The organism is Arthrobacter sp. TMT4-20, assembly GCF_054510775.1.
In genome coordinates this window covers 65,846-90,540 of record NZ_JBTNDW010000003.1, presented here as the reverse complement: position 1 = coordinate 90,540, position 24,695 = coordinate 65,846, and the positions used below count along the sequence as shown (strand labels likewise).

The 24,695-nt window shown below is 65.0% G+C and carries 20 protein-coding genes and 1 tRNA gene; 14 read left to right on the top strand and 7 right to left on the bottom strand.

The features are described from left to right. The first annotated feature begins 149 nt into the window (after positions 1–149). The gene (locus ACX80Z_RS04680) at positions 150–983 is read left to right on the top strand and encodes a bacteriorhodopsin-like (RefSeq protein WP_019483147.1); all 834 of its coding nucleotides are present in this window, start codon (positions 150–152) and stop codon (positions 981–983) included. A gap of 45 nt (positions 984–1,028) precedes the next feature. On the opposite strand, the gene ACX80Z_RS04675 is transcribed toward ACX80Z_RS04680, so the two are convergent. Genes ACX80Z_RS04675 through ACX80Z_RS04665 form a run of 3 tightly spaced genes read right to left on the bottom strand, consistent with a single transcriptional unit; the run spans position 1,029 to position 2,595 of the window. Next, a complete protein-coding gene (locus ACX80Z_RS04675) occupies positions 1,029–1,949 on the bottom strand; it encodes an NUDIX hydrolase (protein ID WP_459315052.1) in 921 nt (306 codons plus the stop codon). A 5-nt stretch (positions 1,950–1,954) separates the two neighbouring features. Further along, positions 1,955–2,437, bottom strand: coding sequence for a RidA family protein (locus tag ACX80Z_RS04670; RefSeq protein WP_019483145.1), 483 nt, complete (start codon positions 2,435–2,437; stop codon positions 1,955–1,957). Further along, positions 2,434–2,595, bottom strand: a complete 162-nt coding sequence (locus tag ACX80Z_RS04665; protein WP_019483144.1) for a DUF4177 domain-containing protein — start codon at positions 2,593–2,595, stop codon at positions 2,434–2,436. Before ACX80Z_RS04665 ends, ACX80Z_RS04670 begins: the two co-directional genes overlap by 4 nt. A 36-nt stretch (positions 2,596–2,631) precedes the next feature. On the opposite strand from ACX80Z_RS04665, the gene ACX80Z_RS04660 reads away from it, so the two are divergent. The 5 genes from ACX80Z_RS04660 (at position 2,632) to ACX80Z_RS04640 (ending at position 9,792) form a co-directional block, all read left to right on the top strand. Continuing rightward, complete coding sequence (locus tag ACX80Z_RS04660; protein ID WP_459315051.1) at positions 2,632–4,926, top strand: transglycosylase domain-containing protein; 2,295 nt, start codon at positions 2,632–2,634, stop codon at positions 4,924–4,926. 3 nt (positions 4,927–4,929) lie between these two features. Then, positions 4,930–5,859 carry a metallophosphoesterase gene (locus ACX80Z_RS04655; RefSeq protein WP_459315050.1) on the top strand — a complete coding sequence of 310 codons (930 nt, stop codon included), beginning with the start codon at positions 4,930–4,932 and terminating at the stop codon, positions 5,857–5,859. A 107-nt stretch (positions 5,860–5,966) separates the two neighbouring features. Next, positions 5,967–7,793 carry an ABC transporter ATP-binding protein gene (locus ACX80Z_RS04650; protein WP_459315049.1) on the top strand — a complete coding sequence of 609 codons (1,827 nt, stop codon included), beginning with the start codon at positions 5,967–5,969 and terminating at the stop codon, positions 7,791–7,793. Continuing rightward, positions 7,790–9,640, top strand: a complete 1,851-nt coding sequence (locus ACX80Z_RS04645) for an ABC transporter ATP-binding protein (RefSeq protein WP_459315048.1) — start codon at positions 7,790–7,792, stop codon at positions 9,638–9,640. Before ACX80Z_RS04650 ends, ACX80Z_RS04645 begins: the two co-directional genes overlap by 4 nt. Before the next feature lie 75 nt (positions 9,641–9,715). Next, positions 9,716–9,792 (top strand) — tRNA-Pro (locus ACX80Z_RS04640). Between the two features lie 143 nt (positions 9,793–9,935). Here ACX80Z_RS04640 and ACX80Z_RS04635 read toward each other — a convergent pair. Then, positions 9,936–10,817: a phosphoribosylaminoimidazolesuccinocarboxamide synthase gene (locus ACX80Z_RS04635; RefSeq protein WP_116778392.1), complete on the bottom strand. Its 882-nt coding sequence runs from the start codon at positions 10,815–10,817 to the stop codon at positions 9,936–9,938. A 2-nt stretch (positions 10,818–10,819) separates the two neighbouring features. Continuing rightward, positions 10,820–12,151, bottom strand: coding sequence for a phosphoribosylamine--glycine ligase (gene purD, locus ACX80Z_RS04630; protein ID WP_459315047.1), 1,332 nt, complete (start codon positions 12,149–12,151; stop codon positions 10,820–10,822). 103 nt (positions 12,152–12,254) lie between these two features. Here purD and ACX80Z_RS04625 point away from each other — a divergent pair, with 103 nt between their 5' ends. From ACX80Z_RS04625 to purM, 7 genes are all read left to right on the top strand, one after another. After that, entirely contained in the window at positions 12,255–13,829 is a 1,575-nt protein-coding gene (locus ACX80Z_RS04625) for a molybdopterin-dependent oxidoreductase (protein ID WP_026041125.1), read from the top strand. A gap of 87 nt (positions 13,830–13,916) precedes the next feature. Next, complete coding sequence (locus tag ACX80Z_RS04620; protein WP_459303967.1) at positions 13,917–14,921, top strand: asparaginase; 1,005 nt, start codon at positions 13,917–13,919, stop codon at positions 14,919–14,921. A 5-nt stretch (positions 14,922–14,926) separates the two neighbouring features. Continuing rightward, a complete protein-coding gene (locus ACX80Z_RS04615; RefSeq protein ID WP_459315046.1) occupies positions 14,927–15,304 on the top strand; it encodes a sterol carrier family protein in 378 nt (125 codons plus the stop codon). Then, on the top strand, positions 15,301–16,740 hold the full coding sequence (locus ACX80Z_RS04610) for a DUF2079 domain-containing protein (RefSeq protein ID WP_459315045.1): 1,440 nt from the start codon (positions 15,301–15,303) through the stop codon (positions 16,738–16,740). Before ACX80Z_RS04615 ends, ACX80Z_RS04610 begins: the two co-directional genes overlap by 4 nt. A gap of 19 nt (positions 16,741–16,759) precedes the next feature. Then, the gene (locus ACX80Z_RS04605; protein ID WP_237715239.1) at positions 16,760–17,140 is read left to right on the top strand and encodes a hypothetical protein; all 381 of its coding nucleotides are present in this window, start codon (positions 16,760–16,762) and stop codon (positions 17,138–17,140) included. Positions 17,141–17,181: 41 nt separating this feature from the next. Beyond that, the gene (gene purF, locus ACX80Z_RS04600; protein WP_019482178.1) at positions 17,182–18,741 is read left to right on the top strand and encodes an amidophosphoribosyltransferase; all 1,560 of its coding nucleotides are present in this window, start codon (positions 17,182–17,184) and stop codon (positions 18,739–18,741) included. Next, positions 18,738–19,862: a phosphoribosylformylglycinamidine cyclo-ligase gene (gene purM / locus ACX80Z_RS04595; RefSeq protein ID WP_019482179.1), complete on the top strand. Its 1,125-nt coding sequence runs from the start codon at positions 18,738–18,740 to the stop codon at positions 19,860–19,862. Before purF ends, purM begins: the two co-directional genes overlap by 4 nt. Positions 19,863–19,977: 115 nt before the next feature. Here purM and ACX80Z_RS04590 read toward each other — a convergent pair whose 3' ends face one another. Then, positions 19,978–20,214, bottom strand: a complete 237-nt coding sequence (locus ACX80Z_RS04590; protein WP_019482180.1) for a DUF3073 domain-containing protein — start codon at positions 20,212–20,214, stop codon at positions 19,978–19,980. Positions 20,215–20,500: 286 nt separating this feature from the next. Between ACX80Z_RS04590 and ACX80Z_RS04585 the strand changes: the two genes are divergently transcribed. After that, positions 20,501–22,018, top strand: coding sequence for a hypothetical protein (locus tag ACX80Z_RS04585; protein ID WP_459315044.1), 1,518 nt, complete (start codon positions 20,501–20,503; stop codon positions 22,016–22,018). Here ACX80Z_RS04585 and clpB read toward each other — a convergent pair. Beyond that, positions 22,015–24,612 carry an ATP-dependent chaperone ClpB gene (gene clpB, locus ACX80Z_RS04580; protein ID WP_019482181.1) on the bottom strand — a complete coding sequence of 866 codons (2,598 nt, stop codon included), beginning with the start codon at positions 24,610–24,612 and terminating at the stop codon, positions 22,015–22,017. The two genes, ACX80Z_RS04585 and clpB, sit on opposite strands and share 4 nt — an antisense overlap. Positions 24,613–24,695: the final 83 nt, after the last annotated feature.

Sequence of the window (24,695 nt, the reverse complement as noted above, 5' to 3'; positions counted from 1 at the left end):
GCGATGTGGACGCTCCCTTTTGCTGGAACAAAAGCCTTGGCTAGGGATTCTACACAGCGTAGAATTCTTTCACGCATCGTGCGGAACGGGATGAATTCCATCATCTGCCGCCATGCAGGGGTTCACCTTCTGTGCAAAGGAGCACAACCATGATTCCTGATGACCTGACCCAGAGCCAGTTCGACACTGTCTACAACTTGCTCTCGCTGGTTATTGCTTCACAGCTATTCACGGCCGTTTTCCTCATCCTCGTTCTTCCCCGCGTCCTTCCCCGGTACCGGCAGGCACTTGTCATCGCAGCAATAGTCTGCGGCATTGCTGCCTACCACTACTTCCGGATCTTTGACTCGTTCAAGGAGGCATTCGTCACGGACGCTGTCGGCGGACGCGGGACGTATGCGCAAGCTGAGGGCGCGTCGTTCAACGAGGGGTACCGGTATGTGGACTGGCTACTGACGGTGCCACTGCTGCTGGTGGAACTCATCGCAGTTCTGGCCCTCGCCCGAAAAGTGCAAACCAGCCTGCTATGGAAACTGGTTCCCGCTGCGACCCTGATGATCGTGCTCGGATACCCCGGAGAGATCAGTAGCTCAGACAGCGTAAGAGTCCTGTGGGGGATCCTCTCCACAATTCCCTTTATCTTCATCCTGTACGTATTGTTCGTCGAGCTGACGAAATCGCTTGATCGCCAGCCTCCGCAGGTCCGGAAGCTCATCAGTCGCCTTCGGATCCTGCTTCTCGCGAGTTGGATCGTCTACCCGCTCGCATATGCGCTGCCGCTACTTGGCATCTCAGGCGCCGACGCATGGGTCCTGAAGCAAGGCGGGTACTCCATCGCTGATATTGCGGCTAAAGCAGTCTACGCACTGATTATTTATCGCATCGCGAGACTGAAGTCCTATGCTGACGACCCCGCCTTCGCGCGGATCGAGGAAGGACATGAGCCCTTTGAGGAATCGAAGGTATCCCGGAAGCCGCGCTAGGGCAGTACGGCCCTGAGCCGACCAGAGAGGGCGGTGAAGGCCACGCTAACGACCGCGTTGGCCGGATCCGCCCTCGGTGGCCACCGAACAAGCGACCTCAAGCATTGGATCCGCCTCCTCGGAGGGTGTCATCAGATGCGGGTAATAAACCTTCATGGGCCGTTTGTGACTCAAATAAGCCACGCAACCCTTCGAGGATCCAATCTTCTCCAGAATCAAACGCACCGCTGGTACGGTCAGATCATCCAGCGCCCGGCCCACCGTGTTGGGCTGACCCACTTCATCGCCCAAGGTGGTGGCTTCGGCCTTCGCGACTTCCCTGGACGCGCAGCGCCATTCACCCCACAAACCCTTACTCGCGAGCGCCGTAGCTTCCTGGCCGGTCGGCTGGGCCGCCGCAAAATAGTGGGTGTCGAACCGGCGGTGAGCGTAATCGGGGCTAAGCCAGTGCGCAAGCGGTTTCAGCAAGTCGGTGCGGAGCCCCAGTCCCCGGCGGGCCAGGATGTCCGAAAACGATCGCTCCTGGGTGGCAATGTCCTCACGGGCCTTCATCCACTCAGGGCTCCTACTGCCGTCGACGAGGGACACGGCATCCGGTCCAGCCAGCAGCACACCGGTCTCCTCGAACAGTTCGCGGATGGCTCCGACCACGTGGCGCCGCGCCACAAACAGGTCATCGATCCCCATCGCCTTTGCCCACTGGGCAGGGGTGGGCCCAAACCAGACGACGTCGTCGTCGTCGGACTCCTCGATGCTGCCGCCGGGAAACGCGACGATCCCCAGTGGGGATTCGCCACGCCGGTATGAAAGGTAAGTTTCAGTCCCCGGAGGGGCATCGCGGATCAAGACCACCGACGACGCCAGGCGGGGTTTGACCGGCGTCCGCTCGCCGTGTTCGACCCAGCTTCGCGCTGCGCCCAACTGGTCTTCGGGAACTGGAAAAAGGCGGTTACTAATGTGGCCCACAGGAATCAGACAAACTCCGCGATAATCTCGACTTCCACCGGCGCATCGCGGGGAAGCACTGCGACGCCGACGGCGGAGCGAGCATGAGCACCGGCGTCGCCGAGCACCTGCCCCAGCAGATCGGACGCACCGTTAATAACCTGAGGCTGGCCCGTGAAGCTGGGATCGGAGGCGACAAACCCGACCACCTTCACGATCCGGCTAATCCGGTCCAGATCCCCGATCTGGGACTTGATCGCGGCCAAGGCGTTCACCGCGCAGGTCGCTGCGTACTCTTTCGCGGCCTCCGGCGTCACCTCGGCACCAACCTTGCCCAAAGCTGGGAGTTCACCGTTAATAAGCGGTAGCTGCCCGGCGGTGAAAACATAGTTGCCCGTCACCACTGCCGGGACGTACGAAGCCAGTGGCTGCACGACGTCCGGGAGAGTGATTCCGAGATCCAGCAGCCGCTGTTCGACAGCTGATGTTGGGTTGTCGGTGCTGGTCACGACTGGTTCTTCTCTCGTTTCAGATAGGCGACGAGGCCTTTGCCGTCCGGTCCGGGAACTACCTGCACCAGTTCCCAGCCGTCCTCTCCCCACTGGTCCAGAATCTGCTTCGTGGCGTGGATGATGAGCGGAATTGTGGAGTACTCCCATTTGGTCATGGTTCACAGACTAGCGCGTGCTTGTAAACTGGAGTAATGGCTGCTCGTAAATCACCGATCTTTGACACAGCAACCACCCTGGGGAAGATGATTGCGTTTCTCGGAATCAGTGCTTTGAGCGGGGTGCTTGCTGCGGGTCTACTGGTCCCAGTTGCTGCGGCAGCGGGTACCGGTGCTTCCGCCTCGATTCAGTTCTTCGAAGAGCTGCCGGCGGAACTCGAGCGTGGGGCGCTGGCCCAGCCATCGAGGATTCTCGCTTCGGACGGGACGCTGATCGCCACCCTGTATGAGGAGAACCGGCAGCCAGTCACCCTCGACCAGGTTTCCCCCAACATGGTGAACGCCCTCCTCGCCATCGAAGACGCCCGGTTCTACGAGCACGGCGGCGTGGACCTGCAGGGCATCATGAGCGCTGTGGTGAGCAACGTCAGCAGCGACACCACCCGCGGCGCCTCCACCATCACCCAGCAGTACGTCAACAACGTCCTGATTGATGCCAGCCTGCAGAGCGGTGACGGATCGGTCACTTTCAGCGGCGGCAAGACTCTTGGCGACAAGCTCCGCGAAGCAAAACTGGCCATCGCCGTCGAAAAGGAGCTCAGCAAGGACGAAATCCTTGAGGGCTACATGAACATTGTGCCGTTCACCGGCACCACCTATGGCGTGCAAGCAGCATCGAGATACTTCTTCAACGTCGAGGCAGCTGATTTGAACATCCAGCAGGCGGCCCTCCTCGCAGGCGTGGTCAATGGACCCACCTTCTACAGTCCGGAACTCAACCCGGAGCGCTCCCTGGAGCGCCGCAACCTGGTGCTTGGCGCCATGCTGTCGAACAGCCACATCACCCAGGAAGAGTACGACGCCGCCGTCGCCACCGACCTCGGGTTGGACATCACCCCCACGCTGAGCGGCTGTGTCGGCGCGGAACAGGCACCGTACTTCTGCGACTACGTCACGCATCTGATCCTGAACGATCCCGCCTACGGCGAATCCCTTGAAGCACGCCAGGACACCCTGTACCGCGCGGGGCTGACGATCACGACGACGCTCGACCCCGTTGCGCAGACTGCTGCCCAGACCGCCATCAATGAAACCGCTGGCCGCGAGACCACCGACCCCTCGGTAGGACACTCGATGGTCAGCATGGAACCCGGAACCGGCGACATCCTCGTGATGGCACAGAACACCAGGTACATGCCTGGCACCGAGCCAGGCGATTCGGTGCTGAACTTCAATGTTGATCAGTACAGCGGTGGAGACCCCAACCAGCCCTTGGGCGGTGTGGGAGGATTCCAGCCCGGATCGACCTTCAAGCCCTTCATTGTCGCTGCCTGGCTCGAAGACGGCCGGGCGTTGAACACCACCATCGACGGCCGCAAAAGGATCTACCCCCAGTTCGATGAGTGGGAGGCAAGCTGCTATCCCGACGGAAAGTACGTCCTGCCTGATGAGGACGGGTACGAACCGCAGAACTACGGGGACATCAACTACGGCAGCTACACCGTCCTTGAAGGACTGGCCCAGTCGTACAACACCATCACCATGGAGACGGCACGTCAGATCGATCTCTGCATGCCGTTCCAGATTGCCGCGGATCTAGGTATCCACGATGGAAAGAGCGCCGACGGGGATTACACACCGTTGACAGTGTCACCTTCAGCCCTTATTGGCGGCGGAACTGAGGTTTCACCGCTCTCGATGGCCACTGCGTACGCGGCATTGGGGGCCGAGGGAATGAGCTGTGAGCCGCGGGCGCTCACTGAAGTGGTAGCCGTTGACGGCACCAGCTTCCCCGTCCCTGAAGCGGCCTGTGAACAGGCGATTCCCGAGGAATTGGCTCGCGGAGTGAACTACGCCACCGAGGCTGTCATGGAGCGAGGCTCGGGTCAGCTCCTGGAGTTCGGGGACATTCCCATGGCCGGCAAGACAGGAACCAACGATGCCCGGTCCCAGACCTGGTTCATGGGGTACAACTCGGGCATGGCAACTGCCACCTGGCTGGGTAACTGGAAGGCGAACAGCGTCAGCTTGGGCGAATTGCAGATCGGCGGCCAGATTTACCCCGAAATTGATGGTTCGTTCATTGCGGCTCCGTCCTGGGAGCGGTTTATGCAGCAGATACCTGGGCTGCACTCGGGAGAACCCTTCACCGACCCCCCTCAGCGGATGCTCAACGCGCAGCGTCCCACCATTCAGACCCAGCCAGGCAACGGCAACCAGACCGGGAGGCCCGGGGATAACCAGGGCAGTCCAGGGAACAGCGGCCCTCCTGCTGATCCCCCACCGGGAAACAGCCCAGAGGACCCAGACAACAACGAAGACGAAGGCTAACCCTTGGGTTCATCGAAGCTGCTCGACGCCACTACTATCGCGTTGGGAGGAACCGCAGCGGTCGCCGTAGCCGGCCTCGGGTACGCCTCCCTGGTGGAACGGAACCTGTTCCAGCTGCGGGAGGAGACCCTGCCGATCCTTCCGCCGGGCAGCCGCCCGCTGAGGGTCCTGCACCTTTCCGACATTCACATGGCCCCCCGGCAGGCCGCCAAGACCCGGTGGCTGCAGGGACTGGCCCGGCTGGAACCGGACCTGGTGGTGAACACCGGCGACAACCTCAGCCACCACAAGGGTGTCGAGCCGCTGCTTGAGGCGCTCGGCCCGCTGATGCAGTTTCCCGGCGTGTTTGTGCCCGGGTCCAACGACTACTTTGCGCCAGTGTTAAACAACCCGCTGCGGTATCTCTCTGGACCGTCGAAGCACCGCACCGGGCGGGAGCCGAAGGCACTCCCCTGGACGGAACTGTTCAGGAGCTTCGGGAACGCAGGCTGGATCGACTTGTCCAACCGGTCGCAGTCGGTGGCCATGGGCAACCTCCGGCTCGACTTCACCGGGGTCGACGATCCCCACATCGATCGCGACTCCTACGCCGGCTACCCGGCGGGCAGCAGCACTTCTTCCGACGCGCGGCACCTGAAGATCGCCGTCGCGCACGCCCCCTATCAGCGGGTGCTGGACTACTTCACCGACGGCGGCGCGCACCTGATTCTCGCCGGTCATACCCATGGCGGGCAGGTCTGCATTCCGGGCTACGGCGCCCTGGTCACCAACTGCGACCTCCCCACCTGGCGGGCCCGCGGCCTGACTGACTGGGAGCACAAGGGACGCAGCATACCGCTGAACGTGTCAGCGGGAATCGGGACCTCGCGGTTCGCGCCGGTCCGCTTTGCCTGCCGACCCGAAGCAGTGCTGCTGACCCTCACCGAACGGTAGTTTGGGGCCGCTGACGCAGCGGCAAAGCTCTGACATAGGATAGTTGCTACGGGACACGAAATGTCCCTTCCGGGTAGATCCGCCTCTGAAATGTCAAAGACAGAAGTATGCCGACTCAAACCACCCTGTGGGAATCGCTCAGCCGACTCTACCCACACATCAAGCCCATCCTGCCGCGGCTGATCCTGGGCCTCGTCTGCGCGCTCGGCGCGAGTCTGATGGCCCTTGCCATCCCCCAGGTCTTCCGCGTGCTGATCAACGATGCCCTCGCCGTCGGAGGCGCGACGTCGACCGTCTGGATTGCGGCTGGCGTGGTCCTGCTACTGGGCATCCTCGAAGCAACCTTCGTTGCACTGCGGCGCCAGTTCGTCATCGCCCCGGCGACGACCGTTGAAACCAACATGCGGACGTCGTTCTATCGCCATTTGCAGGATCTCACCGTCGCCTTCCATGACCGTTGGGGTAGCGGCCAGCTCCTCTCCCGCGCCATGACGGACCTGAACCTGATGCGCCGGTGGATGGCGTTCGGGCTGATCATGCTGGTGGTGACGTCGCTGACCGTGGTCATCGGCGTCGTCATCATGTTCCTCACCTCGTGGGTGCTGGCCCTGATCTTCCTCGCCGCGGCGCTGCCGATCATGATCTATGGCTTCCGGTTCCGCACCTCCTACAGCAAGGTTTCGCGGAAAAGCCAGGACCAGGCCGGCGACCTTGCCACCACCGTCGAGGAATCCGTCCACGGCATCCGGGTGCTGAAAGCCTTTGGCCGGAGCCGTGAGGCCCTCGAAGGATTCAACCTGCAGGCCGAGGAACTCCGGCAGACCGAGATCTACAAGTCACGCTCGCTGGCCAACTTTTCGTTGATCGTCACCCTGCTGCCCGAGCTGGCGTTGGGCGCCTCACTGGTGGTCGGCGTGCTGTTCGCCGCCAACGGTGACCTCTCGATCGGCGCCCTGGTGGCCTTCTTCGCGACGGCCGCCGTGGTCGCTACCCCGGTTGAGTTCATCGGCCCGCTGCTCGCCATGACCTTCACCGCCAAAACGGCCATCGACCGCCACTACGAGGTCATGGAGTCCGTCAACACCATCACCGATCCCGAGGAGCCGGTCCGGCTGATCGATCCCCGCGGCGAAGTGACCTTCACCGATGTGCACTTCCGCTACCCCGACGCCGAGGAGGGCACCGCCGATGTGCTCAACGGCATCAACCTCACCATGCGTGCCGGGGAGACGATGGCGCTGGTAGGTGTAACCGGGTGCGGCAAGAGCACCCTGCTGCAGCTGGTCCCCCGCCTCTATGAGGTGACCGGTGGGTCCATCGCCATCGACGGCACCGACCTGCGCAGCATCTCCATCGCCGATCTGCGCACCCATGTGTCGGTCGCTTTCGAGGACACCACGCTGTTCTCCAACTCGGTCCGAGAGAACGTCCTGATGGGCGCGGAGCCGCGGGATGAGAAACACGCCGAGGAGATCCTGGCTGAGGCGCTCGAGGTCGCGCAGGCGCACTTCGCATATTCGCTGCCCGACGGCGTCGACACCCTGATCGGGGAGGAGGGCCTGAGCCTTTCCGGCGGCCAGCGGCAGCGGATTGCCCTCGCCCGGTCCATTGCCTCGAAACCTCGGGTGCTGGTGCTCGACGACCCGCTCTCGGCCCTGGATGTCCGCACCGAGGAACTTGTGGAGGAAGGCCTGCGCAAGGTTCTCCTTCACACCACCACCCTGATTGTCGCCCACCGGCCGTCGACGGTTGCCCTCGCCGACCGGGTGGCCCTGCTCGAGGACGGCCGGGTGACCGACGTCGGCACACACACCGAGCTGCTGGCGCGCAACACGCATTACCGCTACGTGATCGCGAGCCTCCCTGATGGCCCGACCGATTTGGACACGGAGCTTGAAGACTTCGAGAACGACGACGAGGGGGCGCTCACGTGAGCACATCACCACAGCCGAACAACGGATCGGCACCCACCGGGGGGACGTCGTCGGGTGTGACCAACGAGGACGACGTCCTCCTGTCCAAGGCCCAGAACAGGTCGGTCCGCTCGCGGTCCTTCCGCCTGCTGGGGTCTCTCATCAAACCCAACCGGCGCCAGTTCATCTGGACCATTTCCCTGGTGGTCGGGTCGCAGGCAGCCCGGGTCGCCGGCCCGGCGATCATCGCGTTCGGCATCGACAACGCCCTGCCATCGCTGCTCGACGGCGACCCGATCTACCTCTGGCTCGCCGGCCTTACCTACCTGATCGCGGCAGTCCTGACCGCCTTTTTGACGGCCGGGTATGTCCGGTCGACGGCGCTGCTCAGCCAGGCGATGCTGCTGGATTTGCGGTTGCGCGTCTTCAGGCACACCCAGCGGCTCAGCCTCGAATTCCACGAGAAGTACACCTCGGGTCGCATCATTTCCCGGCAAACCTCGGACCTTGAGGCGCTGCGCGAACTTCTCGACTCGGGCGTGAGCTCCCTCGCCTCCGGCGTCATGTACATGCTCTTCACCGCGATCACCATCTTCGTCCTGGACTGGCGGACGGGTCTGCTGATCCTCGTCGCCGCCGTGCCAATGTTCTTCCTGGCGCGCTGGTACCAGAAGCACTCCCAGATCGCGTTCCGTGCCTCCCGGGTGGTGTCTGCGCGGCTGATCGTCCACTTCATCGAAACCATGACCGGGATCCGTGCCGTCAAGGCTTTCCGCCGCGAGGAAGTCAACGCCTCGAAATACGACGAGCTGGCCGAGGACTACCGCAAGGTCACCGTCCGGTCCATCAACCTCAACGGCGTCTTCCAGCCGGGTCTGGTGCTGATCGGCAACGTCACCGTTGCGGTGGTCCTGCTGGTCGGCGGGTTCCGGGTCCTTGACGGCACTCTGGCGGTCGGCGCCCTGCTCGCCCTCCTGCTGTACAGCAAGCGGTTCTTCCAGCCCGTCGATCAAATGGCCATGTTCTACAACTCGTTCCAGTCCGCGTCGGCGGCGCTGGAGAAAGTGTCTGGGCTGCTCGAGGAGGTGCCGACGGTGCGCCCACCGAAAAACCCGGTGCCGCTGAAAGACCCTCGGGGAGCAATTGAGTTCGACGGCGTGGAGTTCCGGTACGGCGACGGCCCGGTCATCCTGCCGACCATGGACCTGAAGATTCCGGCCGGGCAGACCATCGCCCTGGTGGGTCAGACCGGTGCTGGCAAGTCCACCCTGGCGAAAGTGATCGCCCGGTTCTACGACGTGTCCTCCGGCAGCATCGCTCTCGACGGCGTCGACATCAGGGAGGTCGATCCCCGTGACCTGCGGCGCGCCGTCGTCATGGTGACGCAGGAAGCGTTCCTGTTCAGCGGCAGCGTGGCGGACAACATCGCCCTGGGGAAGCCGGAGGCAAGCCGCGAGGAGATCGAGGAGGCTGCCCGCTCGGTGGGCGCCGACACGTTCATCAGATCCCTGCCCGAGGGCTATGACACCGACGTCAACAAACGTGGCGGTCGGGTGTCCTCGGGGCAACGGCAGCTGATCAGCTTCGCCCGCGCGTTCCTGGCGAACCCTGCGGTGCTGATCCTGGATGAGGCCACCTCGTCCCTGGATATTCCCAGTGAGCGGCTGGTGCAGGAGGGTCTGCAGAAGCTGCTGGGCAACCGCACCGCGTTGATCATTGCGCACCGACTGTCAACCGTGTCGATTGCCGACCGGGTGCTCGTGGTCCACGACGGCAAGGTGGTGGAGGATGGCACCCCGGCAGAGCTCATTGGCGGCGACGGGCGCTTCGCGACCCTGCATGCGGCCTGGCAGGAGACGCTCGTCTAGTTTTGCATCTTCGTGTGCTCGGGTACGCTTTAGAGGTTGCTCTGCTGGCCGTTTCTGACGTTCGCTGAGCAGCATCGGGGTGTGGCGCAGCTTGGTAGCGCGCGTCGTTCGGGACGACGAGGTCGCAGGTTCAATTCCTGTCACCCCGACCAGCAGAAAAGGCCTCGCGGCCGGTTGAAGACCAACCGCGGGGCCTTTTTTGTGGCTGGTCCGGCACAGTCTCCCACCCACCACGCGCCGACCAGTGGAGATTAAGCGGCGGCCGGAGCTGGTCTGGTGAACAGGAGTGCAAAGGCTAGGCGAAGGTGAGGCCCGTCAGCCGCTCATAGGCCTCAATGTAACGGCCGCGGGTCTTCTCGATAATCTCGGCGGGAAGTTCCGGCGGGGTGGCGGACTTATCCCACCCGGATGCCTCCGAGGTGAGCCAATCCCTGACGAATTGCTTGTCGAAGGACGGCTGCGCCTGTCCGGGGGCATACAGGGCAGCATCCCAGAAACGTGACGAGTCGGGTGTCAGGACCTCATCACCGAGGGTGATCTGCCCGTCGGTAGAGAGCCCGAACTCCACCTTCGTATCCGCCAGGATGATCCCCCGGGACCGGGCAATTTCCTCGGCCCGGCCGTAGATGGCCAGGGTCAGCCGACGCAGTTCCTCCGCCACGGGCGCGCCCACGGTGGCGACGACGTCGTCGTACGCAATGTTCTCGTCGTGATCCCCCACCGCGGCCTTCGCCGAGGGCGTGAACACCGCCGGCTCGAGCCGCGACCCATCCACCAGCCCGGACGGCAGCGGAAGCGAGCACACGGTGCCCGACGAGCGGTATTCCAGCAGCCCGGACCCGGTGAGATACCCGCGGGCGATGCACTCCACCGGGAACATTTCCAGCTTCCGGCAGATCATTGCCCGACCCGCAACCTCGGCCGGCACATCGGTCGACAGCACATGGTTGGGTACCTCGGCCAGCTGTTCAAACCACCACAGACTCAGCTGGGTCAGGACCCGGCCCTTGTCGGGGATCTCGGAGGACAGCACGAAGTCGTAGGCACTGATCCGGTCGCTCGCGACCACCAGCACCCGGTCGTCTGGTCCGGTCAGAGGCGAGTACAGGTCACGCACTTTTCCCGAATAGATGTGCGTCCACCCGGGTACGTCAATGAACGACGGCGCGAAGGTCACGCTCAGGCCCCTGCGGGCGTGGCCGCCGACGCGGCAGTGACAGGCGACAACGGGGACGCCACAGCGGGCGCCACCACCTCACCCTGCGCGGCCTTCAACGCAATGTCCCGCCGGAACTGACCGCCCTTGAGGCTCAGCTCGGCGATCCCACGGTAGGCCCTGTCGCGGGCGGCCGTCAGGTCATCTCCGAGCCCGACGACGGCGAGTACCCGGCCACCGGCCGATACCACCTTGCCGTGCTTGAGGGCGGTTCCGGCGTGCAGCACCTGGACGCCGTCGATCGTCTCGGCCCGCTTCAGGCCGCGGACGCGGTCGCCCGTGCGGGGAGCGTCGGGGTAATGCTCCGACGCGAGGACCACGGCCACTGCCGACTGGGGAGACCAGTTGAGACTTTCAACCTGGTCCAGCCCACCCTTGGCGGCAGCCATGAGCACTCCGCCTAGCGGAGTCTTCAGCCGGGCAAGGACGGCCTGCGTCTCGGGATCACCGAAGCGGGCGTTGAATTCGATGACACGAAGGCCGCGGGTGGTGAGGGCCAACCCAACATAGAGGACTCCAACGAACGGAGTCCCGCGGTGGGCCATCTCGTCGATGGTGGGCTGGGCCACCCGGTCGATAACCTCGTCAACCAGCCCCGCTGGCGCCCAGTCCAGGGGCGAATAGGCTCCCATGCCGCCGGTGTTCGGCCCCTGATCGCCGTCGTAAATGCGTTTGAAATCCTGGGCCGGGGCGAGCGGAAGCACGTTACGGCCGTCGGAGAGCACAAAGAGGGACACCTCGGGGCCGTCAAGGAACTCCTCGATGACCACCGTGCCGCCAGCGTCGAAGCAGGCCTGCGCGTGGTCCAGCGCCTCGGCCCGGTCAGTGGTGACTACGACGCCCTTGCCAGCGGCCAGACCGTCATCCTTGACCACATAGGGTGCGCCGAAGATGTCCAGCGCCTCGGCTGCCTGCTCGGCGTTCGAAGCAACCCGGGCCATGCCGGTAGGGACGTTGGCTGCGGCCATGATCTGTTTGGCGAAGGCTTTGGACGCCTCAAGCTGGGCGGCCTCCCGGGACGGACCAAAGACGGGGATTCCCGCGTCCTGCAGTGCGTCAGCTACTCCGGCAGCGAGCGGCGCCTCCGGGCCGATCACCACGAGGTCCGAATCCAGGGACTGGGCCAGGGCCGTCACAGCGGCCGGGTCAGCGGCGTCGACTTCGTGGGTGGGGACGATGCTGCCCATCCCCGCGTTGCCGGGGGCGGCATGCACCTCGTGGACGAACGGGTCGGATAGCAGTGCTCGGACAAGGGCGTGTTCGCGGCCGCCGGGGCCAATCACTAGAACCTTCACAGTAGTTCAGCGTACTGTCTCGGCTGGATCCTCGCGAAGCTGTGACGGGGTAATCGGCCCTGTGACAACCCATACGCACGGCGCACCACTCCGAATAAGGTGCATGAACGCTTTACGACGCCCCGGGCGCAAGGAATCCATGCTGGCAGCACTAGCTGGGATAGTCAGTGCCGGCCTGGTGCTGGGCGTGGCAGAACTGCTTGGCTCCTTCCTGACCGCCCGTGCCGCGCCCCTGATCGCCCTCGGCTCCACCTTCATCGACTTCACCCCGCCGTGGTTGAAGGACTTCGCGATCGCCACGTTCGGCACCAACGACAAGGTGGCACTTTTCGTTGGCATGGGCGTCACCATCGTCCTCCTCGCCGCCATCCTCGGTGTGGTCGCCTACCGGAAGTGGGTGCTCGGTGTAGCCGGCGTGGTCCTGATGGGCGCCGTCATTGTTGCGGCGGTGATTTCCCGGGCCGGCGCCACCCTGCTGGACGCTGTCCCCACGGTGATCGGGACCGCCGTCGGCCTCCTGGCCCTGCGCTACCTGATCCGTGCGCTGCATAAAACCCGCGACGACGCCGACGCCACCCAGGAAGCGACCAGCACCAACACCCCAGCCACCGGCACCAGCCGCCGCACCTTTTTTGCCGCCGCCGGCATCACCGCAGTCATCGCGGGTGCCGCGGCGGCCGGCGGCCGTGCCATTTCCAGCGCCCGGAATACCGTCAACATGGCCCGGGAGGCCCTCACGTTTCCCACCCCGGCCAGCGCCGCGCCGGCTATCCCTGCCGGTGTGGAGTCCGGCGTCGACGGCGTCGTCCCCTGGGTCACCCCGAACCCGGACTTCTACCGCATCGACACCGCGCTGAGCGTGCCGCAGATCGACCTGGAAACCTGGGAGCTGCGGGTGCACGGCATGGTCGAGGAAGAATTCACCATCACGTTCCGGGACCTGCTCGATGCCGACCTGATCGAACGCCACATCACCCTCACCTGTGTGTCCAACCCGGTCGGCGGAAATCTGGCGGGCAACGCCAAATGGCTCGGCTACCCGCTCCGCGACCTGCTGGCCCGCGCCAGGCCCACGGCCGGCGCCGACATGGTCCTTTCCACCAGCACCGACGGTTTCAGCGCCTCCACTCCCCTGCCGATCCTGCAGGATGACCGCGATGCGATGCTCGCCATTTCAATGAACGGCGAGCCCCTGCCGCTGGAGCATGGCTTCCCCGTCCGCATGGTGGTGCCCGGCCTGTACGGCTACGTGTCAGCCACCAAATGGGTGGTGGACCTTGAGGTCACCCGATTTGCCGACAAGACCGCCTACTGGACCGACCGCGGTTGGTCCGAGCAGGGGCCCATCAAGACCATGGCCCGCGTCGAGGTGCCCCGTTCCTTCGCCCAAGTGTCGGCCGGGACGTCGACCATCGGCGGCTCTGCCTGGGCCCAGCACCGCGGCATCACCAAGGTGGAGGTCCAGGTCGATGACGGCGACTGGGAGGAAGCCACTCTCGCCGCCGAAGCCTCGGTGGACACCTGGCGCCAGTGGTCCCATGAGATCAACGTCGAAGCGGGCTCCCACTCCGTCCGCGCCCGCGCCTACGACCCCGACGGCGTACAGACCGAGGAACGCGCCGACACGGTGCCCAACGGCGCCTCCGGCTGGCAGTCAGTGCAGTTCACCGCCGAATAGCACTCCCCAAACCTTGTACCCACCGGATGTCCGTTCCTCCGGTGGGTACAAGCTCCACCTCGACAGCCGATAAGCGATACTTGTCTCATGCCTCAGACTTTCTCCTCCGCCGACGCCGTCGAACTTGCCGTCCTGGAACGCAACGGCTTCATCGAATCGCGCCACCTGGGATCTGCAGTGATCCTCGCCGCCGATGGCACTGTGGTCACTGAACTCGGCGACATCCACGCCCCCATCTTTCCCCGCTCCACCCTGAAGCCCTTTCAGGCGCTCGCCGCGATGCAGTCTGGAGTGCCGTTGCGTGGGCCTCAGGTCGCTCTGGCCGCGGCCAGCCACGTGGGATCGCATGAGCACATGGACGTGGTCCGCACCATGCTCAGCGCGGCAGGAGTCTCGGAGGAGCACCTCCAATGCCCCGCCGACTGGCCCCAGGACGAGGAAGCCCGCAACTGGCTGATCCGCACGGAGAAGGGCAAGCAGCGCATCGCGTTCAACTGCTCCGGCAAACACGCCGCTTTCCTGTGGGCCTGCACCGAGAACAACTGGGACCACTCCACGTATCTTGACCCCTCCCACCCGTTGCAGGAGCGCATCGCCGCGGTCATTGAGGAGTACACCGAAGAGAAGATTTCCCACTGGGGTGTCGACGGCTGCGGGGCTCCCCTCGCCGCCGTCTCGCTGACGGGCCTCGCCCGCGGCATCGGCAAGTTCTCCAAGGCACCCTCGGACAAGAACGCTGACGCCCGCGCCGCGACCATTGCCACCGCGATGCTCGACTACCCCTGGGCCGTACACGGCCGGGGCCGCGAAAACTCGGTAGTGATGGAGGATCTGGGCATCATCTCCAAGAACGGCGCCGAAGGCGTCCTCGTCATGGGCACCGATACCGGAGTCTCCCTTGCCCTCAAAATACTCGACGGCAACATCCGCGCCACCACGCTGGTGGGCCTGACCCTCCTGGCTGCCACCGGCGCCGTCGACGCCGACAAAGTGAGCGCAGTCCTCGCCAAGGTGGTCCCTCCGGTGATGGGCGGCAGCGCAGCGGTCGGCAAGCTTCGGCTCGCCGCACCGGTCATGGCTCTCCTGGACTAGGCCCCATGGCACGACGACGGATCCCCGCCCCGGCGGGCAAGCCAGCCCTCGACGCTGTCCGGTCCGGCTCGGCCACCCGCCCCGAGACGGCCACCGCCGTGCGGTACGCACTCGAGGAATTGGCTGACCGGGCGCCGGGCAACAGTGTAGAGGTGCGGGTGCCGCCGTTTGGTGTGGCGCAGTGCATTGCCGGACCACGCCACACCCGGGGCACTCCGCCGAATGTGGTGGAGACCGACGCCGTCACCTGGCTGGCACTGGTGACTGGAAGTCTCACCTGGGCCGACGCCGTCGGCGCTGGAAAGGTTGCCGCCTCGGGGCAACGGGCCGACCTGAGCGATTGGCTTCCCCTGTTCCCCACCGGCACGCCCCCGACACCGTGACAGCTCAACATTCACTTCGCCGAACCACCTTCATCACTGAAGGTGTGCGGTCGTCGGTGGCGGCCGTCCGGCGGCAGCCACCCGCCGCGGTGATCATCGCCCTGCTGATCACCGCCACTTACACGGTCTACTCCGTGGCGCAATGGAACCGGCTCGCTACCCCGTCCTGGGACCTCGGCATCTTCACCCAGCTGGCCAAGGCCTACGCCGGCTTCGACGCGCCGATTGTGTCGATCAAGGGTGACGGCTTCAACCTCCTGGGTGACCACTTCCATCCGCTGCTGGTAATTCTTGGTCCCGCCTACGCGTTTTTCCCCTCCGGCCTGACCCTGCTGATTCTGCAAAACATTCTGATCGGACTGTCGGTCCTCGTGATCGCTCGGCTAGGCATCCGGCGGCTCGGCACGATGGCCGGCAGCTGCCTCGGCGTAGCCTACGGATTGTCGTGGGGTCTTCAGACAGCGGTGGCCGCGCAGTTCCACGAGATCGCGCTCGCCATCCTGCTTCTTGCGCTCGCTCTTGAGTCGATGATCATCGGGCGGCTGCGCACCGCCGTCGCCTGGGCTGGACTGCTGGTTTTCGTGAAAGAGGACCTCGGCCTGACGGTTGCCGCGATCGGATTGGTCATCGCGTGGCGGTATCGGGACCGGATCGGGCTGTGGCTGGCGGCGTGGGGCGTCGGCTGGCTGCTGCTCTCCGTGGCGGTGATCCTGCCGCTCCTGAACACTGGCGGCCAATACGACTATTCAGACCGGATCGACGTTCGCGGGATGATTGCTGACCCGGTTGGCGCGCTGGTCACCATTTTCTCGGCCAGCGCGAAATACGAAACGGTGTGGCTGCTGCTGCTGGCGGGAGGCTTCCTGTTCCTGAGGTCACCGCTGTCGCTGATCATGGTGCCCACCCTGGCCTGGCGTTTCGTCTCGGGCAACGATGTGTACTGGGGCCCGGAGTGGCATTACAGCGCCGTCCTGATGCCAGTCCTGTTCGCCGCACTGATCGACGCAATCGATACCTCCCGCAGGTCGGGGCGGCGGTGGCTGCGCTCGGCTGACGCCGTCGTCGTCCCCGCGGTGACCGTCGCTGCCCTGTTGTTGCTGCCGAGCCAGCCCCTGGGCGAACTGGCCGATCCGGCGACCTTCCGCCAGTCCGAACGGTGGGCGACAGCGCACCAGGTGATGGCTCAGATTCCCGCTGGTTCGACCGTGGAGACGGGGGTGGTGCTGATGCCGTACCTGGTCCCCGACACCGAGGTGTTCTGGCTGGGCAACGATAATCCGGCGCCGGAATACCTGATTGTCGACGACCAGGACTGGAGTTGGGGTCCCACCCACCCGGCCGACGGGGTGGCGCATGCCGAGGAAACCTACCCCGGGGAATCCTACGAACTCGTCTTCCAGGAGAACGGGTACCAATTGGTCAGGCGGATCGGCTAAACGCCGGTAGCCTTAAAGCATGAGTTCAGAGCTACCCTCGCCTCGCGACGACAACGACCCTTCGGTTACTGCCCGCCCCGCGGCCGCAGGCCCCGGCGCGACCCCGGGGCAGGGACCAGCCCGTCGGGAAGTCACGGTGCGCCGTGCTCCGCGCTTTGCGCCCTTCATGGGCCTTGGCGTGCTGGTGGGTGTTGTTATCGCAGCGATCGTTGCCTACGCGGGCCCCGGCGACCCCACCCTGACCCGCGAATCCATCTTCGGATTCTTCATCATGGTGTTTGCGATCCCCGGCCTGCTGCTCGGCGCGCTGCTGGTGCTGGTGCTCGATCGGATCAGCGTCCGACGCTCCAAGCGGGCAGTCGCCCAGCGCACATACGACGACGACCAGTTCCCCGAGTAACCGGTGGAGCCGCAGACCCCAACGCGTGAGAGAATGATGCAATGGTTCGCGGTGACGGAAATCTTTCCCATGACCTTCTTCCAGGCGAGAAGGGGCCCCAGGATGCCTGCGGCGTATTCGGTGTCTGGGCGCCCGGCGAGGAGGTAGCCAAGCTCGCCTACTACGGTCTGTACGCCCTGCAGCACCGCGGCCAGGAGTCTGCGGGCATCGCCACCAGCAACGGTGAGCGGATCAGCGTCTACAAAGACATGGGCCTGGTCTCCCAGGTCTTCGACGAAACCACCCTCAACACCCTTGAAGGCCATATCGCTGTGGGCCACTGCCGGTATTCGACCACCGGCTCCTCCAACTGGGCCAACGCGCAGCCGACCCTCGGTGCCACCGCCGTCGGCACCGTCGCCCTCGCCCACAACGGCAACCTGACCAACTCGGCCGACCTCTACCAGATGGTCCTCGCCCGCCACGGCAAGCCCCGCAGCGGCGAAATGGCCCAGGGAAACACCTCGGACACCGCACTGGTGACCACCCTCCTGGCCGGCGACGACGGCCGCTCCCTCGAGGAAACAGCCCTCGAACTACTCCCCAAAATCAGCGGCGCATTCTGCTTCGTCTTCATGGACGAAGGCACGCTTTACGCGGCCCGGGACCCCCACGGCGTCCGCCCCCTGGTCCTCGGTCGGCTGGAACGCGGCTGGGTGGTCGCCTCCGAGCAGGCCGCCCTCGCCACCGTGGGCGCCAGCTTCATCCGGGAAATCGAGCCCGGCGAATTCATTGCCATCGACGAGGACGGCGTCCGGACCCGCAAGTTCGCCACGCCCACCAAGGCCGGCTGCGTCTTCGAGTACGTTTACCTGGCCCGTCCCGACGCTGCGATCGCTGGCCGTTCGGTGTACGAGGCCCGCGTGGAAATGGGCCGGCAACTCGCCCGCGAGAACTCAGCCGAGGCCGACGTCGTCATCCCCGTCCCCGAATCGGGCACCCCTGCCGCGGTGGGATTCGCCGAGCAGTCGGGTATACCGTTCGCTCACGGGTTCGTGAAGAACTCCTACGTGGGCCGCACTTTCATCCAGCCCAGCCAGACCCTCCGCCAGCTCGGCATCCGCCTGAAGCTCAACGCGCTGGAGTCGGTCATCCGGGGCAAACGGATCATCGTGGTGGACGATTCCATTGTGCGCGGCAACACCCAGCGGGCAGTGGTGCGAATGCTCCGTGAAGCTGGCGCAGCGTCGGTGCACGTCAAGATTTCCTCTCCACCGGTCCGCTGGCCGTGCTTCTACGGCATCGACTTCGCGTCGCGGGCCGAGCTCATCGCCAACGGAGCGGCAGTGGAGCAGATCAGTAACTCGATCGGCGCTGACAGCCTGGCCTACATTTCCGAAGACGGAATGATCGCCGCCACCGAGCAGCCCCGCGAACGCCTGTGTACCGCCTGCTTCACCGGCGACTATCCAATCGCACTCCCGGCTGAGGAACGCCGCGGCAAGAATCTCCTGGAACGGGTTGATCCCGCCGACAATCCTGGCTCCAACGGCTGCGATCCCGGGCCTGACAGTGAGTTCGAGGCAGTGCTGACCGACGAAGACAAGAAAGAACGGGTATGACCTCCAACTCCCCCATCACCTATGCCAGCGCCGGAGTTGACGTCGAAGCCGGCGACCGCGCCGTTGAACTGATGAAGGACGCCGTCCGGGCTACCCACGGCCCCCAGGTCATTGGTGGGGTGGGCGGATTCGCCGGACTCTACGACGTGTCCCGGCTCCTGACCTACCGCAAGCCTCTGTTGGCGACGTCGACCGACGGCGTCGGCACCAAGGTGGCCATCGCGCAGGCCATGGATATCCACGACACCATCGGGTTTGACCTGGTGGGCATGGTGGTCGACGACATTGTGGTGGTTGGCGCCGAGCCGCTCTTCATGACCGACTACATCGCGTGCGGCAAGGTTGTCCCCGAACGTATCGCCGACATCGTGCGGGGCATCGCCGCCGCATGCTCGGTGGCTGGCACCGCCCTGGTGGGTGGCGAGACCGCTGAACATCCCGGGCTGCTCGGAGAACATGAGTACGACGTCGCCGGTGCCGCGACCGGCGTGGTCGAAGCGGATTCACTGCTCGGTCCCGACCGGGTGCGTGCGGGCGATGTCGTCATCGGGATGGCGTCCTCCGGCCTGCACTCCAACGGCTACTCGCTGGTCCGCCGGATCATCAACCAGGCTGGCTGGGCGTTGGACCGCCAGGTCAGCGAGCTCGGGCGGACCCTCGGCGAGGAACTTCTTGAGCCCACCCGCGTCTACGCCGCGGACTGCCTGGATCTGGCCCGCTTCCTGCCCGTTGCCAACGACGCCGGTGTGCACGGCTTCAGCCACGTCACCGGTGGCGGTCTGGCCGCCAACCTGGCCCGGGTGCTGCCGCACGGCCTGGAAGCAACGGTGGACCGCTCCACCTGGGAACTGCCCGCCATCTTCAAGCTGGTCGCCGAACTCGGTGCCGTGCCGCTGCCGGACCTCGAACGCACCCTGAACCTTGGTGTGGGAATGGTTGCGGTGGTGTCGGCGCCGGCAGCAGACGCCGCCATTGCCCGGTTGACCGAGCGTGGCGTCCCCGCCTGGGTAATGGGCCAGATTGCAGCAGCCTCCAACGAGTCAACTGACGGACCGGATTATGTGCAGGGCGCCAAGGGTGTCGACGGTGGATCGGTGCGCCTCGTGGGCCAGTACGCCTAAGCCCCGCCCGCTTTCGAGCACAAAAAAGTGGGGTACCCGCAGAATCGCCGTTGCGCAACGGCTATTTTGCGGGTACCCCACTTTTTTGGTGCAGTGTCTCAACCAGTGCAGTGAATCAACCAGTGCGGCGTGATCCGCCGTCGTCCTCGTCGTCGTCCACATCTGCGTACTTGTCTTCGTAAGCCGAGTAGTCCGGTTCAACCGGCTCCATCGGATCCGTAGAACGTTTGGAGGCTCGCTCGCCCGGGCCTGTGAGCTCTCGCTGCAGTGCCGTGTAATCAGTCGCGGGGCTGAAGTACTTGATGTCCCGAGCCTGCTTGGTAGCTTTTGCCTTTTGACGGCCGCGCCCCATGGCGTGACCCCCTTTTGCGTCGATCCGGAGGTGGTCACTGGGGCCTTATCGGCCCAAGGCTGCAGCGAGGCCCCGGAGTATTTGGTCAGTTTGTCGTACCTATAGATTACATGCTTTCCCAGTCTCCGCGTGCGCCCTCCCTGTCGCCCGAAAATCGCCGATCTTCGTCAGTACACTTGGTGCTACCGGCTCCCGCCTACTGCAGCCGAAACTTGGCTAAAGTCGTAGCAGAGGAGCCTGCAGTGAGGGCGGACGCACAAGAACGTAGAAGGCAGGGCGGAACATCATGAGCGATCAGGAGCGCACCCCGCGGGACTCCGAATCCGATCCGGCACAGAGCGGCGCTGAAGAGCACCAATCCGAGCCCATTCACGTCGCTGAACCGCAACTGGTTGACCCGGACACTGTGCAGCTCAGCGACGCCGAGGTATCCCCCGAGACGGTCGAGCCGGAATTGTCGGTCTCCGCCGACGACGTCCAGCTGGTTGAGCCTTCCCTCAACCCGGCACGGATCAGCGAGGACACCGCACGCGCTGCATCGCTCGAGGAAATCGCCGCCGAAGCCCGCCGTGTCGAGCAGGAGGCCCTGGATGCAGGCCTGCTCGTCGCCGGGGCGGTCCCGACGGCAGACCCGACAACGAAGGCCGCTCCCGCCGGGACAGCACCCGCCGGCGGAGCAGCGGGCGACACGACCGACGGGGCCCCGGAGGCCGCAGCCGACAGCACTGATGGCAATCCTGACGCCGTCGACGAGCCACATGACGCGGAACCAGCCGACGCCCCCGGGGACGACGGAGACACCGGCATCCCCGAAGACACCGCTTCCACAGACTCCACAGACTCCACAGACTCCACAGACGAAGCGGTCGCACTGGCCAGCACGGACACCACCCGCGCCCTCCCCAACTTCGCCGCCGCCGGAGACGCCCCGGAGTGGACTCCCGCAGCCACTGATGCGCAGCGGTGGGACCGCCTCTTCGAAACCACGGGCCCCGCTTCTGATGCCAGTCCAGCAGTTGGGATTGATTCCGACACTGACCTGGAAGCGGACGCCGACATTCCCAGCCCGGTCTCAGCAGCGGCAGCCGCCAGCACGGACCCAGCAGCCCTCCCCGCGGGAATGGGTGCGGCGCCGCCAACCAGCCCCGGCACCCCAGCAGGTCAGACCGGCCCGCAGGGCAGCTACCCCGAGCAGCCGTCCGAGTCCCCTACCGAACCCACCGGAGGCCCCTACGGGCTGCCCCCGGCCGGTACCCGGCGTCGCGACGGTCGTCAGGCGGCCAGCAACGGCAAAAACAAGCGGGGTCTCCTGATCGGCGGCGCACTCCTGGGGCTGCTGGCCCTGGGTCTCCTGATCTGGGGCCTGGTCGCCCTCATCACCGGCCTGACGGCGTCGCCGGAGCGGGAGCCCATTAGCAACGGCACACCGGGTGCTGACGGGATCATCGCCGAGAACGTCCTGCCCCTGGACCTTGAAGAGGGCCAGTGCCTGCGGGACTTCGTGGACATCAACAGCACCTCAACTGTCGTGACCTGCTCAACACCCCACAACGCGCAGCTATTGGCCAGCGATTTCTACGCGGACGACGCCGAGTTCCCCGGTGACGACGCGCTGGCTCTCCGCGCGCAGCAGGTGTGCGACGGCGTCGACCTCGATGAAACCGCCGCAGCCCGCTACGAGAACCTCGAGCTCCTGCGCGTCACCCCACGCGAGGGCGCCTGGTCCGACGGCGACCGCCGGGTGGACTGCCTCGTGACCAGCGACGAGGGCAACGTCATCAGCGACACTCTGATCAACAACTAGCTCGTCTCGAGTACCTCGGCAGCAACGCTGAGGCCATCAGCATCAACCACCCGGTCCACCAGCACCGTATCCCCGTCGTTGATGGTTCCGGCCAGGATGCCCCGCGCCAGGCGGTCACCGATCTCACGCTGCACCAGCCGGCGTAGTGGCCGGGCGCCATACGCGGGGTCAAACCCGGTGAGGGCCAGCCATTCGCGGGCTGCGTCGGTGACCGTCAGATTCAGCCGCCGCTCGTGAAGCCGGGAAGCGAGTGACTGCACCTGCAGGTCGACGATCCGGGACAGCTCCTCGAGAGTGAGGGCGTCGAAGAGAACCACATCGTCCAGCCGGTTCAGGAACTCCGGCTTGAAACTTGCGTTCACCACCGACATCACCGCGTCGCGCTTCGCGGAGTCCGTCATCGACGGGTCCACCAGGAACTGGGAGCCCAGATTGGACGTCAGCACCAGGATAACGTTGCGGAAATCGACGGTGCGGCCCTGCCCATCGGTGAGGCGGCCGTCGTCGAGCACCTGCAGCAGAATGTCGAAGACCTCGGGGTGCGCTTTTTCCACCTCGTCGAGCAGCAGCACGCTGTAGGGGCGACGGCGGACGGCTTCCGTGAGCTGACCGCCCTCCTCGTAGCCGACATAGCCTGGAGGGGCGCCGACCAGACGGGAGACCGAGTGCTTCTCGGAGTACTCGGACATGTCGATCCGCACCATGGCGTGCTCGTCGTCGAACAGGAAGTCGGCGAGGGCTTTCGCCAGCTCGGTCTTCCCCACCCCGGTAGGCCCCAGGAAGAGGAAGGATCCGGTGGGCCGGTCGGGATCTGAAATCCCGGCGCGGGCGCGGCGGACCGCATCCGACACCGTCGTCACTGCCTTTGACTGCCCGATCAGCCGGGAGCCAATGACCTGCTCCATGTGCAGAAGTTTCTGGCTTTCGCCCTGGAGCATGCGCCCGGCGGGGATGCCTGTCCAGGCGGAAATCACCTCGGCGATGTCGGTGGCTGTGACGTCCTCCGCGACCATCGGCAGCGGAGTGTCCTCGGGTTCGGCGTCCTGTGCGGCGTCGAGCTCGCGCTGCAGGGTGGGAATTTCGCCGTACAGCAACCGTGAGGCCTGCTCAAGGTCGCCGTCGCGCTGGGCCCGCTCTGCCTGCGAGCGCAGGTCCTCGAGGGCAGCCTTCAGGTCACCCATCCGGTTGAGCCCCGCCTTTTCGGCTTCCCACCGAGCGTTGAGTGCTGCGAGCTTTTCCTTCTGATCGGCCATGTCGGCGCGCAGGGCGTGGAGCCGGTCCTGGGAGGCGTCATCGCTCTCGCCCGTCAGTGCCAGCTCCTCCATCGTCAGCCGGTCGACTGAGCGGCGCAGCTGATCGATTTCCTCGGGGGCCGAGTCAATTTCCATGCGCAGCCGTGACGCCGCCTCGTCCACCAGGTCGATCGCCTTGTCCGGGAGCCGTCGACCTGAGATGTAGCGGTTGGACAGGGTGGCAGCGGCCACAAGCGCCGAATCGGCGATGGTCACCTTGTGGTGCGCCTCGTAGCGTTCCTTGAGGCCGCGAAGAATACCGATAGTGTCCTCAACGCTTGGTTCACCCACATAGACCTGCTGGAACCGCCGTTCCAGGGCTGCATCCTTTTCGACGTTCTTGCGGTACTCATCGAGCGTGGTGGCACCGATGAGGCGCAGCTCCCCGCGAGCCAGCATCGGCTTCAGCATGTTCCCGGCATCCATTGACCCTTCGGAGGCCCCAGCACCGACCACCGTGTGAAGTTCATCGATGAACGTGACTACCTGGCCGTTTGCGGACTTGATTTCTTCGAGGACTGCTTTCAGCCGCTCCTCGAACTCGCCCCGGTATTTGGCCCCCGCGATCATCGAGCCAAGGTCGAGGCTGATCAGGGTCTTGTCTCGCAAGGATTCAGGGACGTCGCCGGCAACGATGCGCTGGGCGAGGCCTTCGACGACGGCCGTCTTCCCCACCCCCGGCTCACCGATCAGCACCGGGTTGTTCTTAGTGCGGCGGGACAGCACCTGGATGACGCGGCGGATTTCGCTATCCCGGCCGATCACCGGATCGAGTTTCCCCGACCGGGCGATCTCGGTCAGATCGACGCCGAATTTCTCCAGCGCCTGGAAGGTGTTCTCCGGCTCCGGCGTGGTCACCCGCCGGTCGCCGCGAATGCCCGGCAGGGCAGCCGCAAGGGCCGCGCGTGAAGCGCCGGCGTTGTTCAGGATGGCGGCGGTTGAGCCGACCCCGGCAGCTATCCCCAGCAGCAGGTGTTCGGTGGAAATGAAGCTGTCGCCGAGCGTCTCGGCCTCCTGCTGGGCGGCCTTGATGGCTTGCAGGGTGTCGCGGGAGAACTGCGGCTGCGCCGTTGACGTGCCCGACGACGACGGGAGCGCCTTGATTGCGGAGCTCGCCCGGGTGCTCACGGCGTCGGGGTCGGACCCGGCGGCTTTGAGCAAAGCAACAGCGACGCCGTCACGCTGGTCCATCAACGCTTTCAGGAGGTGTGCGGGTTCGACCTGAGGATTACCTGCGGTCGAAGCATTCGTGGCTGCGGCGGACAGTGCTTCCTGGCTTTTGGTGGTGAACTTGGCGTCCATGTCTCAACCTTTCAAACAGCAATAACCTTAGAGTTGAGTGTACCCCGCTCAACTTGGCACAGGTGCGTGTCCGCTGCTGGTTC

What these genes read in the sequence shown, in the direction of transcription:
- ACX80Z_RS04680 (WP_019483147.1), top strand. Translation starts at nt 150, where the DNA reads ATGATTCCTGATGACCTGACCCAGAGCCAGTTCGACACTGTCTACAAC.
- ACX80Z_RS04665 (WP_019483144.1), bottom strand. Translation starts at nt 2,595, where the DNA reads ATGACCAAATGGGAGTACTCCACAATTCCGCTCATCATCCACGCCACG.
- ACX80Z_RS04660 (WP_459315051.1), top strand. Translation starts at nt 2,632, where the DNA reads ATGGCTGCTCGTAAATCACCGATCTTTGACACAGCAACCACCCTGGGG.
- ACX80Z_RS04650 (WP_459315049.1), top strand. Translation starts at nt 5,967, where the DNA reads ATGCCGACTCAAACCACCCTGTGGGAATCGCTCAGCCGACTCTACCCA.
- ACX80Z_RS04625 (WP_026041125.1), top strand. Translation starts at nt 12,255, where the DNA reads ATGAACGCTTTACGACGCCCCGGGCGCAAGGAATCCATGCTGGCAGCA.
- ACX80Z_RS04620 (WP_459303967.1), top strand. Translation starts at nt 13,917, where the DNA reads ATGCCTCAGACTTTCTCCTCCGCCGACGCCGTCGAACTTGCCGTCCTG.
- ACX80Z_RS04615 (WP_459315046.1), top strand. Translation starts at nt 14,927, where the DNA reads ATGGCACGACGACGGATCCCCGCCCCGGCGGGCAAGCCAGCCCTCGAC.
- ACX80Z_RS04605 (WP_237715239.1), top strand. Translation starts at nt 16,760, where the DNA reads ATGAGTTCAGAGCTACCCTCGCCTCGCGACGACAACGACCCTTCGGTT.
- purF (WP_019482178.1), top strand. Translation starts at nt 17,182, where the DNA reads ATGGTTCGCGGTGACGGAAATCTTTCCCATGACCTTCTTCCAGGCGAG.
- purM (WP_019482179.1), top strand. Translation starts at nt 18,738, where the DNA reads ATGACCTCCAACTCCCCCATCACCTATGCCAGCGCCGGAGTTGACGTC.
- ACX80Z_RS04590 (WP_019482180.1), bottom strand. Translation starts at nt 20,214, where the DNA reads ATGGGGCGCGGCCGTCAAAAGGCAAAAGCTACCAAGCAGGCTCGGGAC.
- ACX80Z_RS04585 (WP_459315044.1), top strand. Translation starts at nt 20,501, where the DNA reads ATGAGCGATCAGGAGCGCACCCCGCGGGACTCCGAATCCGATCCGGCA.
- clpB (WP_019482181.1), bottom strand. Translation starts at nt 24,612, where the DNA reads ATGGACGCCAAGTTCACCACCAAAAGCCAGGAAGCACTGTCCGCCGCA.